Here is a 16168-nt window from a genome sequence, read left to right as displayed (position 1 = left end):
ACCATCGCAAGCCGCCGCCCCCGCGCCGGCCGCGCCCGGCGTCACCGCCAGCGGCGACGGCCTGCTCGACTGGCTGGTGCCCGGCCGCCTGCGCGGCCTGCTGCGCGTGGGCAGCGGCGAAGAACGCCTGCTGATCGACGCCGACCAGCGCCGCTACCACGGCCCGGCCGCGCTCAAGCCGCTGTCGGCGCTGTTCGAGCGCGGCTTCGCCTCGTCCGAATTCGAACTGCTGCCGGCCGCGCAGTGGGACGCCGCCGCCGCGCAGATGGGCGCGCCGATGCCGCTGGCGCGGCTGGTGTGGTTCGGCAACCTGCTCGCCGGCCGCGGCCGGCTCGCGCCGGGCTACGACGCCGCGCGCCGCTACCGCATGACCAAGTGGCCGCAGACCGAGCGCGAATACCCCAAGCACTTCCGCATCGCCACGGTGATGATGAAGGGCCCCGCGCACCTGGCAGAAATCGCCGAGGCCAGCGGCGTGACCGAGGCCGAAGTCGCCGATTTCATCAACGCCAACCTCGCCACCGGCTTCGCCGAGGCCGAGGGCGATCCGCCGCCGGCCGAGCAGGCCAAGTCCGGCGGCCTGTTCGGGCGCCTGCGCGGCCGCTGAGCGGTTGCGTCCCGATGTCGCAGAGCCTCGGCCGAGGCTCTGCGGCGAACGCCGGCCAACGTGCGCCATCGGCGCGCTACGGCCGCCAATGCCGCTGCGACCGGCTTCGCGCCCGGGGCTGACGGAATCTGGCCGCAGGCACCTGCCTGAACCACGAACCGTCACACTTCTTGCCCGCCTCACACGTCGGCGGGACAATGCTCGACCAGCTGAACGCCAGTGGTCGTAATGATCGATTCGCAGCGCTACCCGCGTCTTTCCCGCATTCAGGTCCCCGCCGACCTGCGCCGCTTTCCGGAAGAGGAACTGCCGGCGATCGCCGAGGAACTGCGCGCCTATTTGATCGAGCAGGTCGCCCTGGTCGGCGGCCATTTCGGCGCCGGGCTCGGCGTGATCGAGCTGACCGTCGCCCTGCACTGGCTGTACGACACGCCCGTCGACCGCCTGGTCTGGGACGTCGGCCATCAGAGCTATCCGCACAAGATCCTCACCGGCCGCCGCGACAGCATCCACACGGTCAAGCAGAAGGACGGCGTCGCGCCGTTCCCCAAGCGCGACGAATCCGAGTACGACACCCTCGGCGTCGGCCACAGCTCGACCTCGATCTCGGCCGCGCTGGGCATGGCGGTGGCGCTGCAGCGCCGCGGCGACGAGCGCAAGGTGGTGGCGGTGATCGGCGACGGCGCGATGACCGCCGGCATGGCGTTCGAGGCGCTGGCCCACGCCGGCGGCATGAGCGATCCGGAGCCGAACCTGCTGGTGATCCTCAACGACAACCAGATGTCGATCTCCGAGAACGTCGGCGGCGTCACCAAGATGCTCGGCCGCCTCACCAGCAGCCGCACCCTCAACGCGATCCGCGAGAGCGGCAAGAAGCTGCTCGGCGACAAGCGCAAGCCCGCGGCCAAGTTCGTGCGCCGCTGGGAAGAGCACTGGAAGGGCATGTTCGTGCCCTCGACCTTCTTCGAGGAAGTCGGCTTCCACTACACCGGCCCGATCGACGGCCACGACCTGCCGGCGCTGCTGGGCGCGATGAAGACGCTCAAGGGCCTCAAGGGCCCGCAGTTGCTGCACATCATCACCACCAAGGGCAAGGGCTACGAGCTCGCCGAGGGCGACCAGATCGGCTACCACGCGGTCGGCCCGTTCGATCCGGAGAAGGGCCTGATCAGCAAGCCCGGCGCGAAGAAGCCGACCTACACCGACGTCTTCAGCGAGTGGCTGTGCGACATGGCCGCCGCCGACGAGCGCCTGATGGGCATCACCCCGGCGATGCGCGAAGGCTCGGGCCTGGTGCGCTTCAGCAAGGAATACCCGCAGCGCTATTTCGACGTGGCCATCGCCGAGCAGCACGCGGTGACGCTCGGCGCGGGCATGGCGATCGAAGGCGCCAAGCCGGTGGTGGCGATCTATTCGACCTTCCTGCAGCGCGGCTACGACCAGCTCGTGCACGACGTGGCGATCCAGAACCTCGACGTCATGTTCGCGATCGACCGCGGCGGCGTGGTCGGGCCCGACGGCGCCACCCACGCCGGCAACCTCGACCTGTCGTTCCTGCGCTGCGTGCCGAACATGGTGGTGATGGCGCCGGCCGACGAGGACGAGTGTCGCAAGATGCTGTCGACCGGCTTCCAGTACTCCGGCCCGGCCGCGGTGCGCTATCCGCGCGGCACCGGCCCGGGCGCGGCGATCCAGCTCAACCTCGACACCCTGCCGATCGGCAAGGCCGAGCTGCGCCGCAGCGGCAAGCGCATCGCCCTGCTCGCGTTCGGCGCGATCGTGCCGGCGGCCGAGCAAGTGGCGGCCGAACTCGGCCTCACCCTGGTCAACATGCGCTTCGTCAAACCGCTCGACCGCGCGCTGGTCCTGGAACTGGCCAAGAGCCACGAAGGCTTCGTGACGCTGGAAGACAACGTCGTCGCCGGCGGCGCCGGCAGCGGCGTGGCCGAGCTGCTGGCGGCCGAGGGCGTCGTGCTGCCGGTGCTGCACCTGGGCCTGCCGGACGAATTCCAGCACCACGCCAGCCGCGAGCAGTTGCTGGCCGAAGCCGGGCTCGACGCGGCCTCGATCCGCGCCAGCGTGCTCAAGCGCTGGCCGCAATTGGCGGCGCAGCCGGCGCCGCAGTCCGCGGCGGGGTGAGCGCAGGCGGCAACGCAAGACAAGACGCCCGGCGCTGAGCCGGGCGTTTTCGTTTGCGGCGGTGGATGGGTCGCGCTTGCGATGGATTCGTCGCGGCTGCGGTGTCGCGGTCGCGGCTTGCGCCGCTCCTACAAGGAGATACGCTGCAGCCGAAGCCCCTGCAGGAGCGGCGCAAGCCGCGACCGCGCGACGACGACTACGGCGAACGCCGCGCCACGCGCGCGCTCACCCCATCCAGAACGGCATGGCCACGAGCGCGCTCAGCATCGCCGCCGCCGCGACCTTGGTACTCGCCTTCGGCACCATCGTCATCAACAAGGTCCACGCCAGCGCCGATACGATCAGCGCCGCGGTCCAGAAGATCGGGCCCTGCGCCCAGCCCCAGCCGTGGACGAACAGGCCGAAGTCCAGCGCCAGCAGCGCCCAGCCGGCGCCGCGCAACGCGCGCGCGCGCGCCGGGCGGAACGCGCCGGCGAACACTTGCCGATGGTGCTTCTCCAATCCCAGGCTCAGCAGGCACCACGCCGCGACGCCCAGACACATTCCCAACCAAAGCATCGATGCGCGCTCCTCAGCGATCCGCCAGCGCCGGCTTGCCGCCGGAGGCTTCGCCGCCGCTGCCGCCGGCGCGCTCGCGCCGCGGCTGGCGTTGCGGCGCCGGCTGCCGCGCCTTGACCGAACTGTGCCGCGCCAGCAGCGCGAAACCCGATGCCAGCGCGAACGCGGTCAGGTCCACCGCCGCCAGCGGCCAGTCGCCGCGCGCGATCGTCGCGACCAGATGGCTGTTCGGTGCCGTGGCGAAGTTGACCAAGGGCACCAGCGCGAAGGCGACCGCGTTGAGCGCGAAGAACCGGCCCCAGCCGCGCTTGTGCACGGCCGGAATCGCCGCGTACAAGGTCACGGCGATCCACACCGCGCAGAACACCGCGATCTCGGCGTTCGCGCGCGCGGCCGCGTCGGCCGGGATCAGGCGGTTGCCGATCACCATCGCCGCGCTCGCCAGCGGCAGGCCGCCAACCACGCCCAGGTTCAGCGCCTGCACCAGGCCGTAGCCCGACAGGCTGCCGGCTTCGGCGATCTTCTTCGCGCGCTTGTTCACCCACACCTGCATGCCGCTGGCGATCATCACGCAGCCGGCGATGCCCATGACGAAGTACAGCCAGCGCAGCGCGCTGCCGCCCCACTGCGCCATGTGCATGCCGCCGATGAAGGTGTAGGCCTGGTAGCCGGCCGCCATCGGCCCGCTGACGTGCAGGAAGCGGCCGTCGTTGGCGTCGTAGAACGCCTGGCGGAAGTTCCAGGCGACGTCCCGGCTGTGGTCGCCGCCGAAGGAAATCGTCGCGCTGGTGTCGTCGGGATGGTGCACGCTGACCCAGGTCACCGGCTGGCCCAGGCGCGCGCGCGCGTCCTTTATCAGCGCATCGATGGAGTGGATCGTCTTCAGCGGCTTGCCGGTTTCCGGACGCTCGTAGCTGTCGGCGGCCTCGACGAAGAACTTCTCGGTGTCGCCGTTGAACGCGGCGAACAAGCCGGCCGGCATGTAGTTGGCGACGAAGATCGCCACGCCCGTGTAGGCGATCATCAGGTGGAACGGCAGGCCGAGCACGCCGGTCAGGTTGTGCCCGTCCAGCCACGCGCGCTGGCCGCCGTTCTTCGGACGGAAGGTGAAGAAATCCTTGAAGATGCGCTTGTGGATCACGATGCCGGTGAAGATCGCGATCAGCATGAACATGCCGGCCAGGCCGACGATGTACATGCCCCAGGTCGGCGAGTGCAGGTTGAAGTGCAGGGTGAAGAAGAACTCGCCGCCGGCGGTCTCGGGAATCGGCTGGCCGGTGGCCGGATCGAGGTTGAACAGGTCCGGATCGCCGACGTCGTAGTACACGCCGCCCTGCAGCGACTTGCTGCGCTCGCCGGGCAAGGTGATGTAGTAGGCGTGCGGATGTTCTTTCGACACTTTTTGCAGCTGCGCCATCGCCGCGTCGAGGTCGACGCTGTCGGCGCTGCGCTCGTGGCCGTGCAGGGCCGGCTGCATCCAGTGGGTGAGTTCCTTGTCGAAGCAGGCGATGGTGCCGCCGACGAAGATCACGAACAGCAGCCAGCCGATCACCAGCCCGGCCCAGGTGTGCAGCCACGCCATCGCTTGCGAGAAAGTGTTTTTCATCGGGCCTCCCGCCTCACATCGCCGCCGGCGCGGCGCCGGGGAACAGCGCGACCGCGCCGCACAGCTTGGCCGCGCCGAGCAGCAGCGCCGCGACCGCCGCCGGCGCCCAGCACGCGCGCCAGGCGCTGCGCGCGGCGAAGGCGTACATCGCCGCCGCGCACCAGACGAAGAAGCTCAGCAGGCTCGCCGCGACCACGCTGTCCACGCGCGAGAACGGCAATGCCATGGTCGAGAACGCAGCGAAGCCGTAGGCGACGAAATAGCCGATCACGATCGCCGCGAACGTACGCGCCGCGACGGCGCCGCGGTAGCGCCACGACAGCGCCGCGCGCGGCTTGCGCGCCGCGGCGCGCGGATCGGGGCCGGCGGTCGCGACGGCCGTGGGTGCGGAGCTTTGCGTCATGGCGGCTTGGGCGGTGAGAACGGCCGGCGGCGTCCTGCCGGGAGCCGGAACGTCTGGAACGGGCACGGAGCCAGGAGCGGCCGTGGATCGGATCGGGTGGCGCGGCCGGGCGGAATCGCCCGCTCCGGGCGCGCCGGTCCGCCCAGTCTAGTTGGCAATGGTTCTCATTTGCAAACCATGAGCGCCCGGCGAATCCGCCAAACCGACACCGCGCAGACGCCGCAACGTGTTACAGATGCGCACACCGGCGACGGCGCGGACCGGCTACGATCCGCCACGCCCGCCTGCCCCACTCCCCTTTTCAGGAACGCCAAGGATGCGCCGCGCCCTCACCGCCCTCGCCCTGCTGGCGCTGCTGCCGGCCGCCTCGGCGCAGACGCCGCCCGCTGCGACGCCGACACCGTCCGCCGGCGACATCCGCGACATGGACACGCTGGTGGTCACCGGCGAACAGCCCGGCCCCGGCCTGTGGAAAGTGATGCGCGGCGGCCACGTGCTGTGGATCCTCGGCACGGTCACGCCGCTGCCGAAGGACATGACCTGGCTGTCGCGCCAGGTCGAGGCGACCATCGCCGATTCGCAGGAAGTCATCGCCCCGCCCTCGGTCAGCCTCGGCACCGAGCTGGGCATGTTCCGCACCATGATGCTGATCCCCACCGCGCTGAAGGCGCGCAAGAATCCGGACGGCAAGACCCTGGACGAGGTGGTGCCGGCCGACCTGTACGCGCGCTGGAGCGTGCTCAAGGCGCGCTACATCGGCCGCGACGGCGGGGTGGAGAAGTGGCGGCCGATCTTCGCCGCGCAGGAGCTCTACGAAGCGGCGATCAAGCAATCGGGAATGTCGCTCAAGGGCGTGGTCCAGCCGGTGGTGGAAAAAGCCGCCAGGCAGCACGGCGTCACGGTCACCGAGGCCAGGGTCACGCTGAAGATCGACGACCCCAAGGCCACGCTCAAGGAATTCGCCGACAGCGCGATGGACGACCGCGAGTGCTTCGCCAAGACCCTTTCGCGCATCGAGACCGACCTGGAAGCGATGCGCGCGCGCGGCAACGCCTGGGCGGTCGGCGACATCGCCACCCTGCGCACCCTGCCGCAGGGCGACCAATACCGCACCTGCCTGGAAGCGCTGGCCGCGACCGGCGTGGCCCGCCGCCTCAACCTCGGCGACCTGCGCCAGCGCGTCAGCGCGAACTGGCTGGCGGTGGCGGAAGAAGCCATCGCCAAGAACAACAGCACCTTCGCCTCGCTGCCCGTGTCGGACCTGCTCGAAAACGGCGGCTTGCTCGACCGTCTGCGCGCGGCGGGCTATACCGTCGAGGATCCGTAAGCGTCGGTCGTTTGACGCGACTCGCCCCCCGGTCGCCCCCCTGTAGGAGCGGCGCGAGCTGCGACCGCGACACCTCGCTTGCGACGCGACCGGCTACCCCGCAGTCGCAGCTCGCGCAGCTCCTACCGTCGGAATCGAAACTACGAATACCCCCTCCCTGTAGGAGCGGCGCGAGCCGCGACCGCGACGCCTCGCTTGCGACGCGACCGGCTACCCCGCAGTCGCAGCTCGCGCAGCTCCTATAGTCGGAATCGAAATTACGGACGCCCCCTGTAGGAGCGGCGCGAGCCGCGACCGCGACATCGCGCTTGCGACGCGACCGGCTACCCCGCAGTCGCAGCTCGCGCAGCTCCTACCGTCGGAATCGAAACTACGAATACCCCCTCCCTGTAGGAGCGGCGCGAGCCGCGACCGCGACACCTCGCTTTCGACGCAACCGCCTACCCCGCAGTCGCAGCTCGCGCAGCTCCTACAGTCGCAAACGAAGCTACGGCCACGGTTCGTGGGCGCGGCGCGCGTCAGCCGGTCGCGCCGGCGCCCGCGCCCGCACGCCCGAACACCTCATAGATCCGCCGCAGCAGCGCCGGGGTGTCGTCGAACACTTCGTGGCGCAGGCGCAGGCCGGCGTCTTCGCGGATCCAGAACTTGAGCACCCAGCCATTGTCGGTGCGCTCGAATTCGCCGGTGCGTTCCAGCGGAGTCGGGGTCATGGAAGGCTTCCTCGCAGCGCCGGCATCGGGCCCCGCCGGTTCGGGGACGTGGCCGTCGGCCATGTCCGTCATGATCGCGCGCAGGCTTCGCAGAGGCTGCGATCTTCAAGGCCGGGGGCGATGAACTTGGGTTCGTCGCGGCGGAGCGGAAGGCATCGGGCCTGAAGGCCCTCCCACAAAAGCCGGAAGCGTCGGGCGCATGCCGCCCGCTTCCACGGGCAGGCGCCCGGAAACGAAAAACCCCGGCTTTCGCCAGGGTCTCGGTGCTGCGACTTCGCAATTGGTCGGGACGGCCGGATTTGAACCGACGACCCTCTGCCCCCCAGGCAGATGCGCTACCAGGCTGCGCTACGCCCCGACGTGGATTGCGATGTCCGCTCTTGCGAGCGGGCGGCAAGTATAGCCGCTTGAAGCAGGGAATGGGGAATAGGGATGGGGAACTGAGGCATCGCGGCGCTCGGGGAGGATGCCGGCCGCCGGGTCGCGATCGGTCAGCGCCGCAACAGCTGCAGCACTTCCTCCAGCTCCATCCGCACCTGCTTGACGATCTGCGAGGACAGCGCCGACTCGTCCTTGGCCGCCTCGCCTTCCAGCCGCAGGCGCGCGCCGCCGATGGTGTAGCCCTGTTCGTACAGCAGGCCGCGGATCTGCCGCACCATCAGCACTTCGTGGCGCTGGTAGTAGCGGCGGTTGCCGCGGCGCTTGACCGGGTTGAGGGTGGGAAACTCGGTCTCCCAGTACCGCAGCACGTGCGGCTTGACCTCGCACAGCTCGCTGACCTCACCGATGGTGAAGTAGCGCTTGGCCGGAATCGGCGGAAGTTCGCGGTTACTGCCCGGATCCAGCATGTTCGCCTCCGCTGTACGCCTCGACCCGCTCCTTGAGCTTCTGGCCCGGGCGGAAGGTCACCACCGTGCGCGCGGAAATCGGAATCTCCTCGCCGGTCTTCGGGTTGCGGCCGGGGCGCTGGTTCTTGCGGCGCAGGTCGAAGTTGCCGAAACCCGACAGCTTGACCTGGCGCCCCTGCTCCAACGCTTCGCGCAACGCATCGAAGAACGCGTCGACGAATTCCTTGGCCTCGCGCTTGTTCAACCCGACTTCGTCGAACAGCCGCTCCGCCATTTCCGCTTTGGTAAGTGCCATGGTGACCTCTGAATAACGTCCGGACCGTGACGGCCGCGCGAGGCGTCAGCTACGCAGCCTGGCGCCGTGTTCGCGTTCCACCGCGGCGGTCACTTCGGCCACCACGGCATCCACGTCCCGGTCGGTCAGGGTGCGCGATTCATCCTGCAGAATCAAGCCCATAGCGAGACTCTTGAATCCGGTTTCCACGCCCTTGCCCTGGTAGCGGTCGAACAGCACCAACTCGCGCAGGCTGGGGCCGGCGGCGGCCTGAACGGTGGCCTGAATGGCCGCCCACGGCACCGTATCGGCGACGATGAACGCGCGATCCCGGCGCACCGACGGGTACTTGGACTGCGCTCCGGCCTTGGCGATGGCGCGCTCGGTCAATCCGTTCAGGTCCAGCTCGAAGGCGACGACGTCGTTGTCGAGGTCGAGCGCGCGCAGCAGGCGCGGATGCAACTGGCCGATCCAGCCCAGGCGCAGCGCGCGGCCGCCGTCGACGCGCCATACATCGGCGCTGCGGCCCGGATGCGCCCACGACGGCGCGCTCGGGCGGTACTCCAGGCGCGCGCCGGCCGCGGCGGCGAGGCTGTCGAGGTCGCCGCGCAGGTCGTGGAAGCCGACCGGCCGCGCCGCCCGCCCCCACTGCTCGGCGCCGGCGCTGCCGCAGACCGCGGCGGCGATGCGCTGGGTCTCGCGCGGCGCCTCGCCGGGCACGGCATGGAACACGTTGCCGAGTTCGAACAGGCGCACCCGTTCCTGCTGGCGCGCGGCGTTGCGCGCCAGCGCGGCGACCAGCCCCGGCAGCAGCATCGTGCGCATCACCCCGAGCTCGGCGCTGAGCGGATTGGCCAGCGTCACCGCGTCCTCGCCGGCCTGCCACAGTTCCAGCCAGGCGGCGTCGACGAAGGCGTAGTTGACCGCTTCCAGGTAGTCGCGCGCGGCCATCTGCCGGCGCACGGTCGGCGCGTCGACGCGGGTCTCGGTCGGCGCGACCAGGCGCGCGGCGCCGCCGGGCAGCGTGGTCGGGATGCGGTCGTAGCCGTGGATGCGGGCGATTTCTTCGATCAGGTCCTCTTCGATGGCGATATCGAAGCGGCGGCTCGGCGGGGTCACCCGCCAGCCGTCGTCGCTGGCCTCGACCTTCAGGCCCAGCGCATCGAGGATGCGTTCGACCTCGGCATCGGCGACGGCGAGGCCGAGCACCCGCGCCAGCCGCGCGCGCCGCAGCGTCACCGGCCGCGGCTGCGGCAGGTGTTCGGGCAGCGCCGATTCGGTCAGCGGGCCGGGCGCGCCGCCGGCGATGTCGAGGATCAGCCGGGTCGCGTACTCGATCGCGGTGCGCGGCAGTTCCGGATCGACGCCGCGCTCGAAGCGATGGCCGGCGTCGGTGTGCAGGCCGAGCTTGCGGCCGCGGCCGATGATCGCGGCCGGAGCGAAGTGCGCGGCCTCCAGGAACACGTTGCGGGTGGCGTCGGTGACGCGGCTGTCGTAGCCGCCCATGACCCCGCCGAGCGCGACGATGCGCTGGGCCGCGCCGGTACCGTCGGTGATGACGATGAACTGCTCGTCGAGCGTCACTTCCTGCGCGTTGAGCAGTTGCGTCGTCTCGCCCTGGCGCGCGCGCCGCGCGCCGACCGGGCCGGCCAGGGTGTCGCGGTCGAAGGCGTGCATCGGCTGGCCGATTTCCAGCATCACGTACTGGGTCACGTCGACCAGGAACGACACCGGGCGCACGCCGCTGCGGCGCAGGCGCTCGGCCATCCACACCGGCGTCGGCGCGGTCGCGTCGACGCCTTCGATGACCCGGCCGCAGTAGCGCGGCACGTCCGCGCCGGCGTCGAGTTCGACCGTCAGCGCCGCGTCGATCGCGGCCGGCACCGGCTCGATCGCCAGCGGCGCGACCGCGCTGCCGGTGGCGGCGGCGACGTCGTAGGCGATGCCGCGCACGCTGAAGCAGTCGGCGCGGTTCGGGGTCAGCTTGATCTCGATGCTGGCGTCGGGCAGGCCCAGGTACTGCGCCAGCGGCTGGCCGACCGGCGCATCGGCCGGCAGTTCCAGCAGGCCGGAGGCGTCGGCGTCGATGCCGAGTTCCTTGGCCGAGCACAGCATGCCGAACGACTCCACGCCGCGCAGCTTGGCGGCCTTGATCGACAGGCCGCCGGGCAAGGTCGCGCCGACCGGGGCCAGCGGCGCGATCAGCCCCGCGCGCGCGTTCGGCGCGCCGCACACGATCTGCACGGTGCCGCTGCCGGTCTCGACCGAGCACACCTGCAGGCGGTCGGCTTCGGGGTGTTTTTCGGCGCTGACGATGCGGGCGACGACGACGCCGTCGAGCGCGGCGCCGAGCGCGGTCACCTCTTCCACTTCCAGCCCGATCGCGGTCAGGGTCGCGGCGAGCTCATCGCGCGAGGCGGCGGTCGGGACGTGCTGGCGGAGCCAGTTTTCGCTGAATTTCATGGATTGGGAACCGGGGGCAGAAGCGGAGCGGGAAGTAAGAAGCGGGAAACAAGAAGCGGGGTCAGGGAACTGTGGGAACGCAAGAGCCGGAGGGCATCGGGATGCAAGCTGCTGCGCAACGGCAGTTCCCCAATTCCCAATCCCGCTCTTCTTTCCCCGCTCCTCAGGCGAACTGCCTCAAGAACCGCACATCGTTCTCGAAGAAGCTGCGCAAATCGTCCACGCCGTAACGCAGCATGGTCAGCCGCTCCACGCCCATGCCGAAGGCGTAGCCGGTGTAGCGCTCCGGGTCGATGCCGACGTTGCGCAGCACGTTCGGGTGGACCATGCCGCAACCCAGCACTTCCAGCCAGCGGGTGCTGCCGTCGGCCTGCTGCCAGGCGATGTCGACTTCGGCCGAGGGCTCGGTGAAGGGAAAGTAGCTCGGGCGGAAGCGCATCTCGAAATCGCGCTCGAAGAACGCGCGCACGAATTCGGCCAGGGTGCCCTTGAGGTCGGCGAAGCTGGAATGCTCGTCGATCAGCAGGCCTTCGCACTGGTGGAACATCGGCGTGTGGGTCTGGTCGCTGTCGCTGCGGTAGACCTTGCCCAGCGCGATCATGCGCAGCGGCGGCCCGCTCTTATCGGCAACGGCCTGCAGCATGTAGCGCACCTGCATGCCCGAGGTGTGGGTGCGCAGCAGGCGCGCGACGCCGGCGCTGTCGTGCGGGAAGTAGAACGTGTCGTGCATCGCCCGCGCCGGATGGTGCGGCGGGAAGTTGAGCGCCTCGAAGTTGTGCCAGTCGTCTTCGATCTCCGGGCCGTCGGCCAGTTCGAAGCCGAGCCGGCCGAAGATGTCGGCCATGCGCTCCATGGTGCGGCTGACCGGATGCAGGCCGCCGCGCGCGGCGTCGATGCCGGGCAGGGTCACATCGATGGTCTCGGCGGCCAGGCGCGCGTCGAGCGCGGCGGCGTCGAGCAGGTTCTTGCGCCCGGCCAGGGCGACGGTCAGGCGGTCGCGCGCCAGGTTGATCGCTTCGCCGGCGGCCTTGCGCTCGTCCGGCGGCAACGCGCCGAGCTGCTTGAGCTGGGCGGTGACGCTGCCGGACTTGCCGAGCAGCGACACGCGCAGCGCTTCGATGGCGTCCGGGGAAGCCGCCGCGTCGATCTCGGCCAGCGCCTGCTGGATCAGTTGCTCGATCTGCGCCATGTGCTCGGGTGTCCTCTCACTTGCCTTGCGTTGAATTGCCTCGCGATCGCCGGCCGCGGAGTTCCTCCGCCCAGCCCCGCGCCTGTTCGCTGCCCGCTTCGACCGTTTGCCGGGTCGCCTCGTCGCAGTTCGCCGCCGATTCCGGCGCGCCGGTCGCGACGGTCGCGTTGAGCGCCACCCCGAGCAGTTTCTGCGGCGCAACCCGCTTCTCCAGCTTCCTGAGGATCGCGGTGACGTCGTCGTCGAGCTGCCGGGTGCGCGCTTCGTCGAGCACCTTGCACTGCTCGTTGCGGCCCTTGGCCAGCATCACCTCGGCGAAGCGCTGCAGGGTCTGGGCCTCCTCGGCCGCGTTGTCGCGCGCCGCGGCGAGCGTCGATCCCGCCATGCCGCCCAGCAACGCCAGCATCCACACGCCGGACCGGCCGTACCTGGAAATTCCTTTCATCGCATCCTCCTGGGTGGGTCCGACCGCCTGATGTCGCGGGCCCAGAAACGACAATGGGGAAGGACTCGCGCCCTTCCCCATGCCGTTGTGGTTCCTCGTCTTCAAGAGTCCGCGCATGGATGCGCGGGCTCTTGCGGAGGGACCCGCATCAAGCCGCGAGCGCGCTCTTCGCCTTTTCCGCCAGAGCCGCAAAACCCTTCGCGTCGTGCACGGCGATGTCCGCCAGCACCTTACGGTCGAGGGTGATGCCGGCCTTCAGCAGGCCGTTGATAAATCGGCTGTAGCTCATGCCGTTGATGCGGGCCGCCGCGTTGATGCGGGTGATCCACAGCGAACGGAAATTGCGCTTCTTCTGCTTGCGACCGATGTAGGCGTACTGCAGGGCCTTCGTCACCGCCTGCTTGGCGACGCGGAAGACCTTGCGGCGGGCGTTGTAGTAGCCCTTGGCCTGCTTCAGGATTTTCTTGTGACGGCGACGCGCCGTAACACCACGCTTAACTCGTGCCATTTTTCAGTCTCCTCACAAATACGGAAGCATGCGGTCCAGACGGCCCGCGTCCTCGGCACGAACATGGTTCGTCTGCCGCAGGTTGCGCTTCCGCTTGGTCGCCTTCTTGGTGAGGATGTGGCTCTTGTTGGCGTGGCCGCACTTGTACTTGCCGGAAGCGGTCTTCCGGAAGCGCTTGGCCGCCGCCCGATTGGTCTTGATCTTGGGCATTGCGATGTCCTTTCGGATGGTTTTATGTCACTGGCCTGGGCGGTGGCCGGGGCACGCGACGCGTGCGGCCACTCTTTCCGTCCTGCCCTTGCCGGCTTGTAAGTCGTTGATAACTAAAGAATCTACGACAGGTCCGTGCATCTGCATACAACAAACCCGGCGAACCGGGCCGCATAGTATGCGGGCTCGGCGCCGGGCTTGCAAATATCTTCAGGCAAATCAGGGGATTGGGAGCCGAACTCCCAGCCCCCGACCGCGCCTCGGCCCTCCCCGCGGGCGGGGAAGGACACGGCTCAGGTCTTCTTCTTGGGCGCGATCATCATGACCATCTGCCGCCCTTCCAGGCGCGGACGCGACTCGACCACGATGTCGTCGCCCAGGTCGGCCTCGATCCGCGCCGCCATTTCGCGACCGAGCTCCTGATGGCTCATTTCGCGGCCGCGGAAGCGGATGTTGACCTTGACCTTGTCGCCCTCTTCCAGGAAACGGCGCATGTTGCGCAGCTTGATCTGGTAGTCGCCCTCGTCGGTGACCGGACGGAACTTGAGTTCCTTGATCTCGACCTGCTTCTGCTTCTTCTTGGCCTCGTTGGCCTTCTTCTGCTGCTCGAAGCGGAACTTGCCGAAATCCATGATCTTGCAGACCGGCGGATCGGCGTTGGGCTGGATTTCGACCAGATCCAGGGCTTCCTCTTCGGCCATGCGCAGCGCTTCGTCGCGCGTGAGCACGCCGATCATCTCGCCGTCGCTGCCGATCACGCGCACGCGCGGGACGCGGATTTCCTGGTTCTTTCGATTCGGCTTCTCAGGGGTACTGATTGTTGCAATCTCCAATGAAAACGCGAACTTACGCGTCTAGGGCCGTCCCGGCCTGGCCGGGACGGAGGTGGTGGCGCTGCGCGCGGGTGGCGGCCGGCCGGGTCAGGCCCGCTCGCTGGTAAGACGCGAAGCGAACTCGGCAACGGTCATCGTCCCCAGGTCCTCCCCACCCCGCGTGCGCACCGCGATCGTGCCGGTTTCCTTCTCGCGGTCGCCGGCCACGAGCAGGTACGGCACGCGCTGCAGCGTGTGCTCGCGAATCTTACGGCCGATTTTTTCGTTTCGCAAATCCGCCTCGACCCGGAACCCTTGATTTGCAAGGAGTTTCCTGACCTCTTCCACATAATCGCCCTGGGCGTCGGTGATGTTGAGCACCGCCGCCTGGACCGGCGCCAGCCACGCAGGGAATTGGCCGGCGTGGTGTTCGATCAGGATGCCGATGAAACGCTCCATCGAACCGACGATCGCGCGATGCAGCATCACCGGCGTGCGCCGCTGGCTGTTTTCGTCGACGTACTCCGCGCCCAGGCGGCCGGGCATCATGAAGTCGACCTGCATCGTGCCGAGCTGCCAGGTGCGGCCGATCGCGTCCTTCAAGTGGTACTCGATCTTCGGGCCGTAGAACGCGCCTTCGCCCGGCAACTCCTGCCATTCCACGTTGCACGCCGACAGCGCGCTGCGCAGCGCGGCTTCGGCCTTGTCCCAGGTGGCGTCGTCGCCGAGGCGCGATTCGGGGCGCAGCGCGATCTTGATCTGGATGTCGTCGAAACCGAAATCGCCGTACACCGCCAGCGCCTGCTGGTGGAACGCGGTCACTTCGGCTTCGATCTGGTCTTCCAGGCAGAAGATGTGGCCGTCGTCCTGGGTGAAGCCGCGCACGCGCAGGATGCCGTGCAGCGCGCCGGACGGCTCGTTGCGATGGCAGGAACCGAATTCGCCGTAACGGATCGGCAGGTCGCGGTAGCTGTGCAGGCCCTGGTTGAACACCTGCACGTGGCCGGGGCAGTTCATCGGCTTGACCGCGTAGGTGCGCTTCTCCGACTCGGTGAAGAACATGTTCTCCTTGTAGTTGTCCCAGTGGCCGGACTTCTGCCACAGCGACACGTCCAGGATCTGCGGGCAGCGCACTTCGCCGTAGCCGCTGTCGCGGTAGACCTTGCGCATGTACTGCTCGACCACCTGCCAGATCGACCAGCCCTTCGGGTGCCAGAACACCAGGCCCGGCGCTTCTTCCTGCAGGTGGAACAGGTCCTGCTGCTTGCCGATCTTGCGGTGGTCGCGCTTCTCGGCCTCTTCCATGCGCTGGATGTAGGCGGCGAGTTGCTTCTTGTCGGCCCACGCGGTGCCGTAGATGCGCTGCAGCTGTTCGTTCTTGGAATCGCCGCGCCAGTACGCGCCGGAGATGCGGGTCAGCTTGAACGCCTTGAGGAAGCGCGTGTTGGGCACGTGCGGGCCGCGGCACATGTCCACGTATTCCTCGTGGTAGTACAGGCCCATCGCCTTCTCGTCGGGCATGTCCTCGACCAGGCGCAGCTTGTAGTCCTCGCCGCGCGACTGGAACACCGCGATCACTTCCTCGCGCGGCGTGACCTTCTTGATCACGTCGTAGTCCTTGTCGATCAGCTCGATCATGCGCGCTTCGATCGCGGCCATGTCGTCCGGGGTGAACGGGCGCTCGTACCAGATGTCGTAGTAGAAGCCTTCCTCGATGACCGGGCCGATCACCATCTTCGCGGTCGGGTACAGCTGCTTGACCGCGTGGCCGACCAGGTGGGCGCAGGAGTGGCGGATGATTTCGACGCCTTCGGGATCCTTGGGCGTGATGATGCGCAGGCGCGCGTCGTGGTCGATGCGGTCGCTGGCGTCGACCAGCTTGCCGTCGACTTCGCCGGCGACGGTGGCCTTGGCCAGGCCGGCGCCGATCGAGGCGGCGACGTCCATGACGGAGACGGGGTGGTCGAATTCGCGGCGGCTGCCGTCGGGGAGGGTAATGGCGATCATGGCTTCTTGGTTCGCAGAGCGTGAGGTCGGTGCGGCGGCGCGGGCGGCCGGGGTCGCGGCGC

At 68.9% G+C, this 16168-nt stretch carries 16 protein-coding genes and 1 tRNA gene; 3 read left to right on the top strand and 14 right to left on the bottom strand.

Features of this window, described 5'->3' with window-relative positions:
- Positions 1 to 607: hypothetical protein (locus A7A76_RS11245; RefSeq protein ID WP_206411266.1), on the top strand; the 607-nt coding region annotated here is incomplete at its 5' end.
- A gap of 228 nt (positions 608 to 835) precedes the next feature.
- Complete coding sequence (gene dxs / locus A7A76_RS11240) at positions 836 to 2746, top strand: 1-deoxy-D-xylulose-5-phosphate synthase (protein WP_206411265.1); 1911 nt, start codon at positions 836 to 838, stop codon at positions 2744 to 2746.
- A gap of 225 nt (positions 2747 to 2971) precedes the next feature.
- Here the strand turns inward: dxs and A7A76_RS11235 are convergent, their stop codons facing one another.
- Genes A7A76_RS11235 through A7A76_RS11225 form a run of 3 tightly spaced genes read right to left on the bottom strand, consistent with a single transcriptional unit; the run spans position 2972 to position 5313 of the window.
- A complete protein-coding gene (locus A7A76_RS11235; RefSeq protein ID WP_206411264.1) occupies positions 2972 to 3304 on the bottom strand; it encodes a DUF3325 domain-containing protein in 333 nt (110 codons plus the stop codon).
- 13 nt (positions 3305 to 3317) lie between these two features.
- The gene (locus tag A7A76_RS11230) at positions 3318 to 4910 is read right to left on the bottom strand and encodes a PepSY-associated TM helix domain-containing protein (RefSeq protein WP_206411263.1); all 1593 of its coding nucleotides are present in this window, start codon (positions 4908 to 4910) and stop codon (positions 3318 to 3320) included.
- A gap of 13 nt (positions 4911 to 4923) precedes the next feature.
- Complete coding sequence (locus tag A7A76_RS11225) at positions 4924 to 5313, bottom strand: hypothetical protein (protein WP_206411262.1); 390 nt, start codon at positions 5311 to 5313, stop codon at positions 4924 to 4926.
- 316 nt (positions 5314 to 5629) lie between these two features.
- Between A7A76_RS11225 and A7A76_RS11220 the strand changes: the two genes are divergently transcribed.
- Positions 5630 to 6640, top strand: coding sequence for a TraB/GumN family protein (locus A7A76_RS11220; protein ID WP_206411261.1), 1011 nt, complete (start codon positions 5630 to 5632; stop codon positions 6638 to 6640).
- A gap of 518 nt (positions 6641 to 7158) precedes the next feature.
- On the opposite strand, the gene A7A76_RS11215 is transcribed toward A7A76_RS11220, so the two are convergent.
- The 11 genes from A7A76_RS11215 to thrS all read right to left on the bottom strand — a co-directional run bounded on the left by A7A76_RS11215 (position 7159) and on the right by thrS (position 16106).
- Entirely contained in the window at positions 7159 to 7350 is a 192-nt protein-coding gene (locus A7A76_RS11215) for a hypothetical protein (protein ID WP_074865615.1), read from the bottom strand.
- Positions 7351 to 7631: 281 nt separating this feature from the next.
- Positions 7632 to 7708, bottom strand: a tRNA-Pro gene (locus A7A76_RS11210).
- A gap of 133 nt (positions 7709 to 7841) precedes the next feature.
- A complete protein-coding gene (locus A7A76_RS11205) occupies positions 7842 to 8198 on the bottom strand; it encodes a MerR family transcriptional regulator (RefSeq protein ID WP_074872445.1) in 357 nt (118 codons plus the stop codon).
- Positions 8179 to 8493 (bottom strand): integration host factor subunit alpha, encoded by a 315-nt coding sequence (locus A7A76_RS11200; protein WP_036101930.1) that lies wholly within the window; start codon positions 8491 to 8493, stop codon positions 8179 to 8181. Before A7A76_RS11200 ends, A7A76_RS11205 begins: the two co-directional genes overlap by 20 nt.
- A 45-nt stretch (positions 8494 to 8538) precedes the next feature.
- Positions 8539 to 10935 carry a phenylalanine--tRNA ligase subunit beta gene (pheT, locus tag A7A76_RS11195; RefSeq protein ID WP_206411260.1) on the bottom strand — a complete coding sequence of 799 codons (2397 nt, stop codon included), beginning with the start codon at positions 10933 to 10935 and terminating at the stop codon, positions 8539 to 8541.
- A gap of 163 nt (positions 10936 to 11098) precedes the next feature.
- Positions 11099 to 12124 carry a phenylalanine--tRNA ligase subunit alpha gene (gene pheS / locus A7A76_RS11190; protein WP_206411259.1) on the bottom strand — a complete coding sequence of 342 codons (1026 nt, stop codon included), beginning with the start codon at positions 12122 to 12124 and terminating at the stop codon, positions 11099 to 11101.
- A 16-nt stretch (positions 12125 to 12140) separates the two neighbouring features.
- Positions 12141 to 12530, bottom strand: a complete 390-nt coding sequence (locus A7A76_RS11185; protein ID WP_206411258.1) for a hypothetical protein — start codon at positions 12528 to 12530, stop codon at positions 12141 to 12143.
- Positions 12531 to 12717: 187 nt separating this feature from the next.
- Positions 12718 to 13077, bottom strand: coding sequence for a 50S ribosomal protein L20 (gene rplT / locus A7A76_RS11180; protein ID WP_057948387.1), 360 nt, complete (start codon positions 13075 to 13077; stop codon positions 12718 to 12720).
- A 12-nt stretch (positions 13078 to 13089) separates the two neighbouring features.
- Entirely contained in the window at positions 13090 to 13287 is a 198-nt protein-coding gene (gene rpmI / locus A7A76_RS11175; RefSeq protein ID WP_027083463.1) for a 50S ribosomal protein L35, read from the bottom strand.
- Between the two features lie 293 nt (positions 13288 to 13580).
- On the bottom strand, positions 13581 to 14114 hold the full coding sequence (gene infC / locus A7A76_RS11170; protein WP_428995128.1) for a translation initiation factor IF-3: 534 nt from the start codon (positions 14112 to 14114) through the stop codon (positions 13581 to 13583).
- A 93-nt stretch (positions 14115 to 14207) separates the two neighbouring features.
- Positions 14208 to 16106: a threonine--tRNA ligase gene (thrS, locus tag A7A76_RS11165; RefSeq protein ID WP_206411256.1), complete on the bottom strand. Its 1899-nt coding sequence runs from the start codon at positions 16104 to 16106 to the stop codon at positions 14208 to 14210.
- Positions 16107 to 16168 lie beyond the last annotated feature (62 nt).

This window comes from Lysobacter enzymogenes, assembly GCF_017168095.1.
Classification (GTDB): Bacteria; Pseudomonadota; Gammaproteobacteria; order Xanthomonadales; family Xanthomonadaceae; genus Lysobacter; species Lysobacter enzymogenes_D.
Note: the sequence above shows the minus strand (reverse complement) of the source record. Positions and strands in the feature narration are given on the sequence as shown.

Coding starts and splice junctions, on each gene's coding strand:
- A7A76_RS11220 (WP_206411261.1), top strand. CDS start 5,630: ATGCGCCGCGCCCTCACCGCCCTCGCCCTGCTGGCGCTGCTGCCGGCC.
- A7A76_RS11215 (WP_074865615.1), bottom strand. CDS start 7,350: ATGACCCCGACTCCGCTGGAACGCACCGGCGAATTCGAGCGCACCGAC.
- A7A76_RS11185 (WP_206411258.1), bottom strand. CDS start 12,530: ATGCTGGCGTTGCTGGGCGGCATGGCGGGATCGACGCTCGCCGCGGCG.
- dxs (WP_206411265.1), top strand. CDS start 836: ATGATCGATTCGCAGCGCTACCCGCGTCTTTCCCGCATTCAGGTCCCC.
- thrS (WP_206411256.1), bottom strand. CDS start 16,106: ATGATCGCCATTACCCTCCCCGACGGCAGCCGCCGCGAATTCGACCAC.
- pheS (WP_206411259.1), bottom strand. CDS start 12,124: ATGGCGCAGATCGAGCAACTGATCCAGCAGGCGCTGGCCGAGATCGAC.
- A7A76_RS11205 (WP_074872445.1), bottom strand. CDS start 8,198: ATGCTGGATCCGGGCAGTAACCGCGAACTTCCGCCGATTCCGGCCAAG.
- A7A76_RS11230 (WP_206411263.1), bottom strand. CDS start 4,910: ATGAAAAACACTTTCTCGCAAGCGATGGCGTGGCTGCACACCTGGGCC.
- pheT (WP_206411260.1), bottom strand. CDS start 10,935: ATGAAATTCAGCGAAAACTGGCTCCGCCAGCACGTCCCGACCGCCGCC.
- rplT (WP_057948387.1), bottom strand. CDS start 13,077: ATGGCACGAGTTAAGCGTGGTGTTACGGCGCGTCGCCGTCACAAGAAA.
- rpmI (WP_027083463.1), bottom strand. CDS start 13,287: ATGCCCAAGATCAAGACCAATCGGGCGGCGGCCAAGCGCTTCCGGAAG.
- A7A76_RS11235 (WP_206411264.1), bottom strand. CDS start 3,304: ATGCTTTGGTTGGGAATGTGTCTGGGCGTCGCGGCGTGGTGCCTGCTG.
- A7A76_RS11225 (WP_206411262.1), bottom strand. CDS start 5,313: ATGACGCAAAGCTCCGCACCCACGGCCGTCGCGACCGCCGGCCCCGAT.
- A7A76_RS11200 (WP_036101930.1), bottom strand. CDS start 8,493: ATGGCACTTACCAAAGCGGAAATGGCGGAGCGGCTGTTCGACGAAGTC.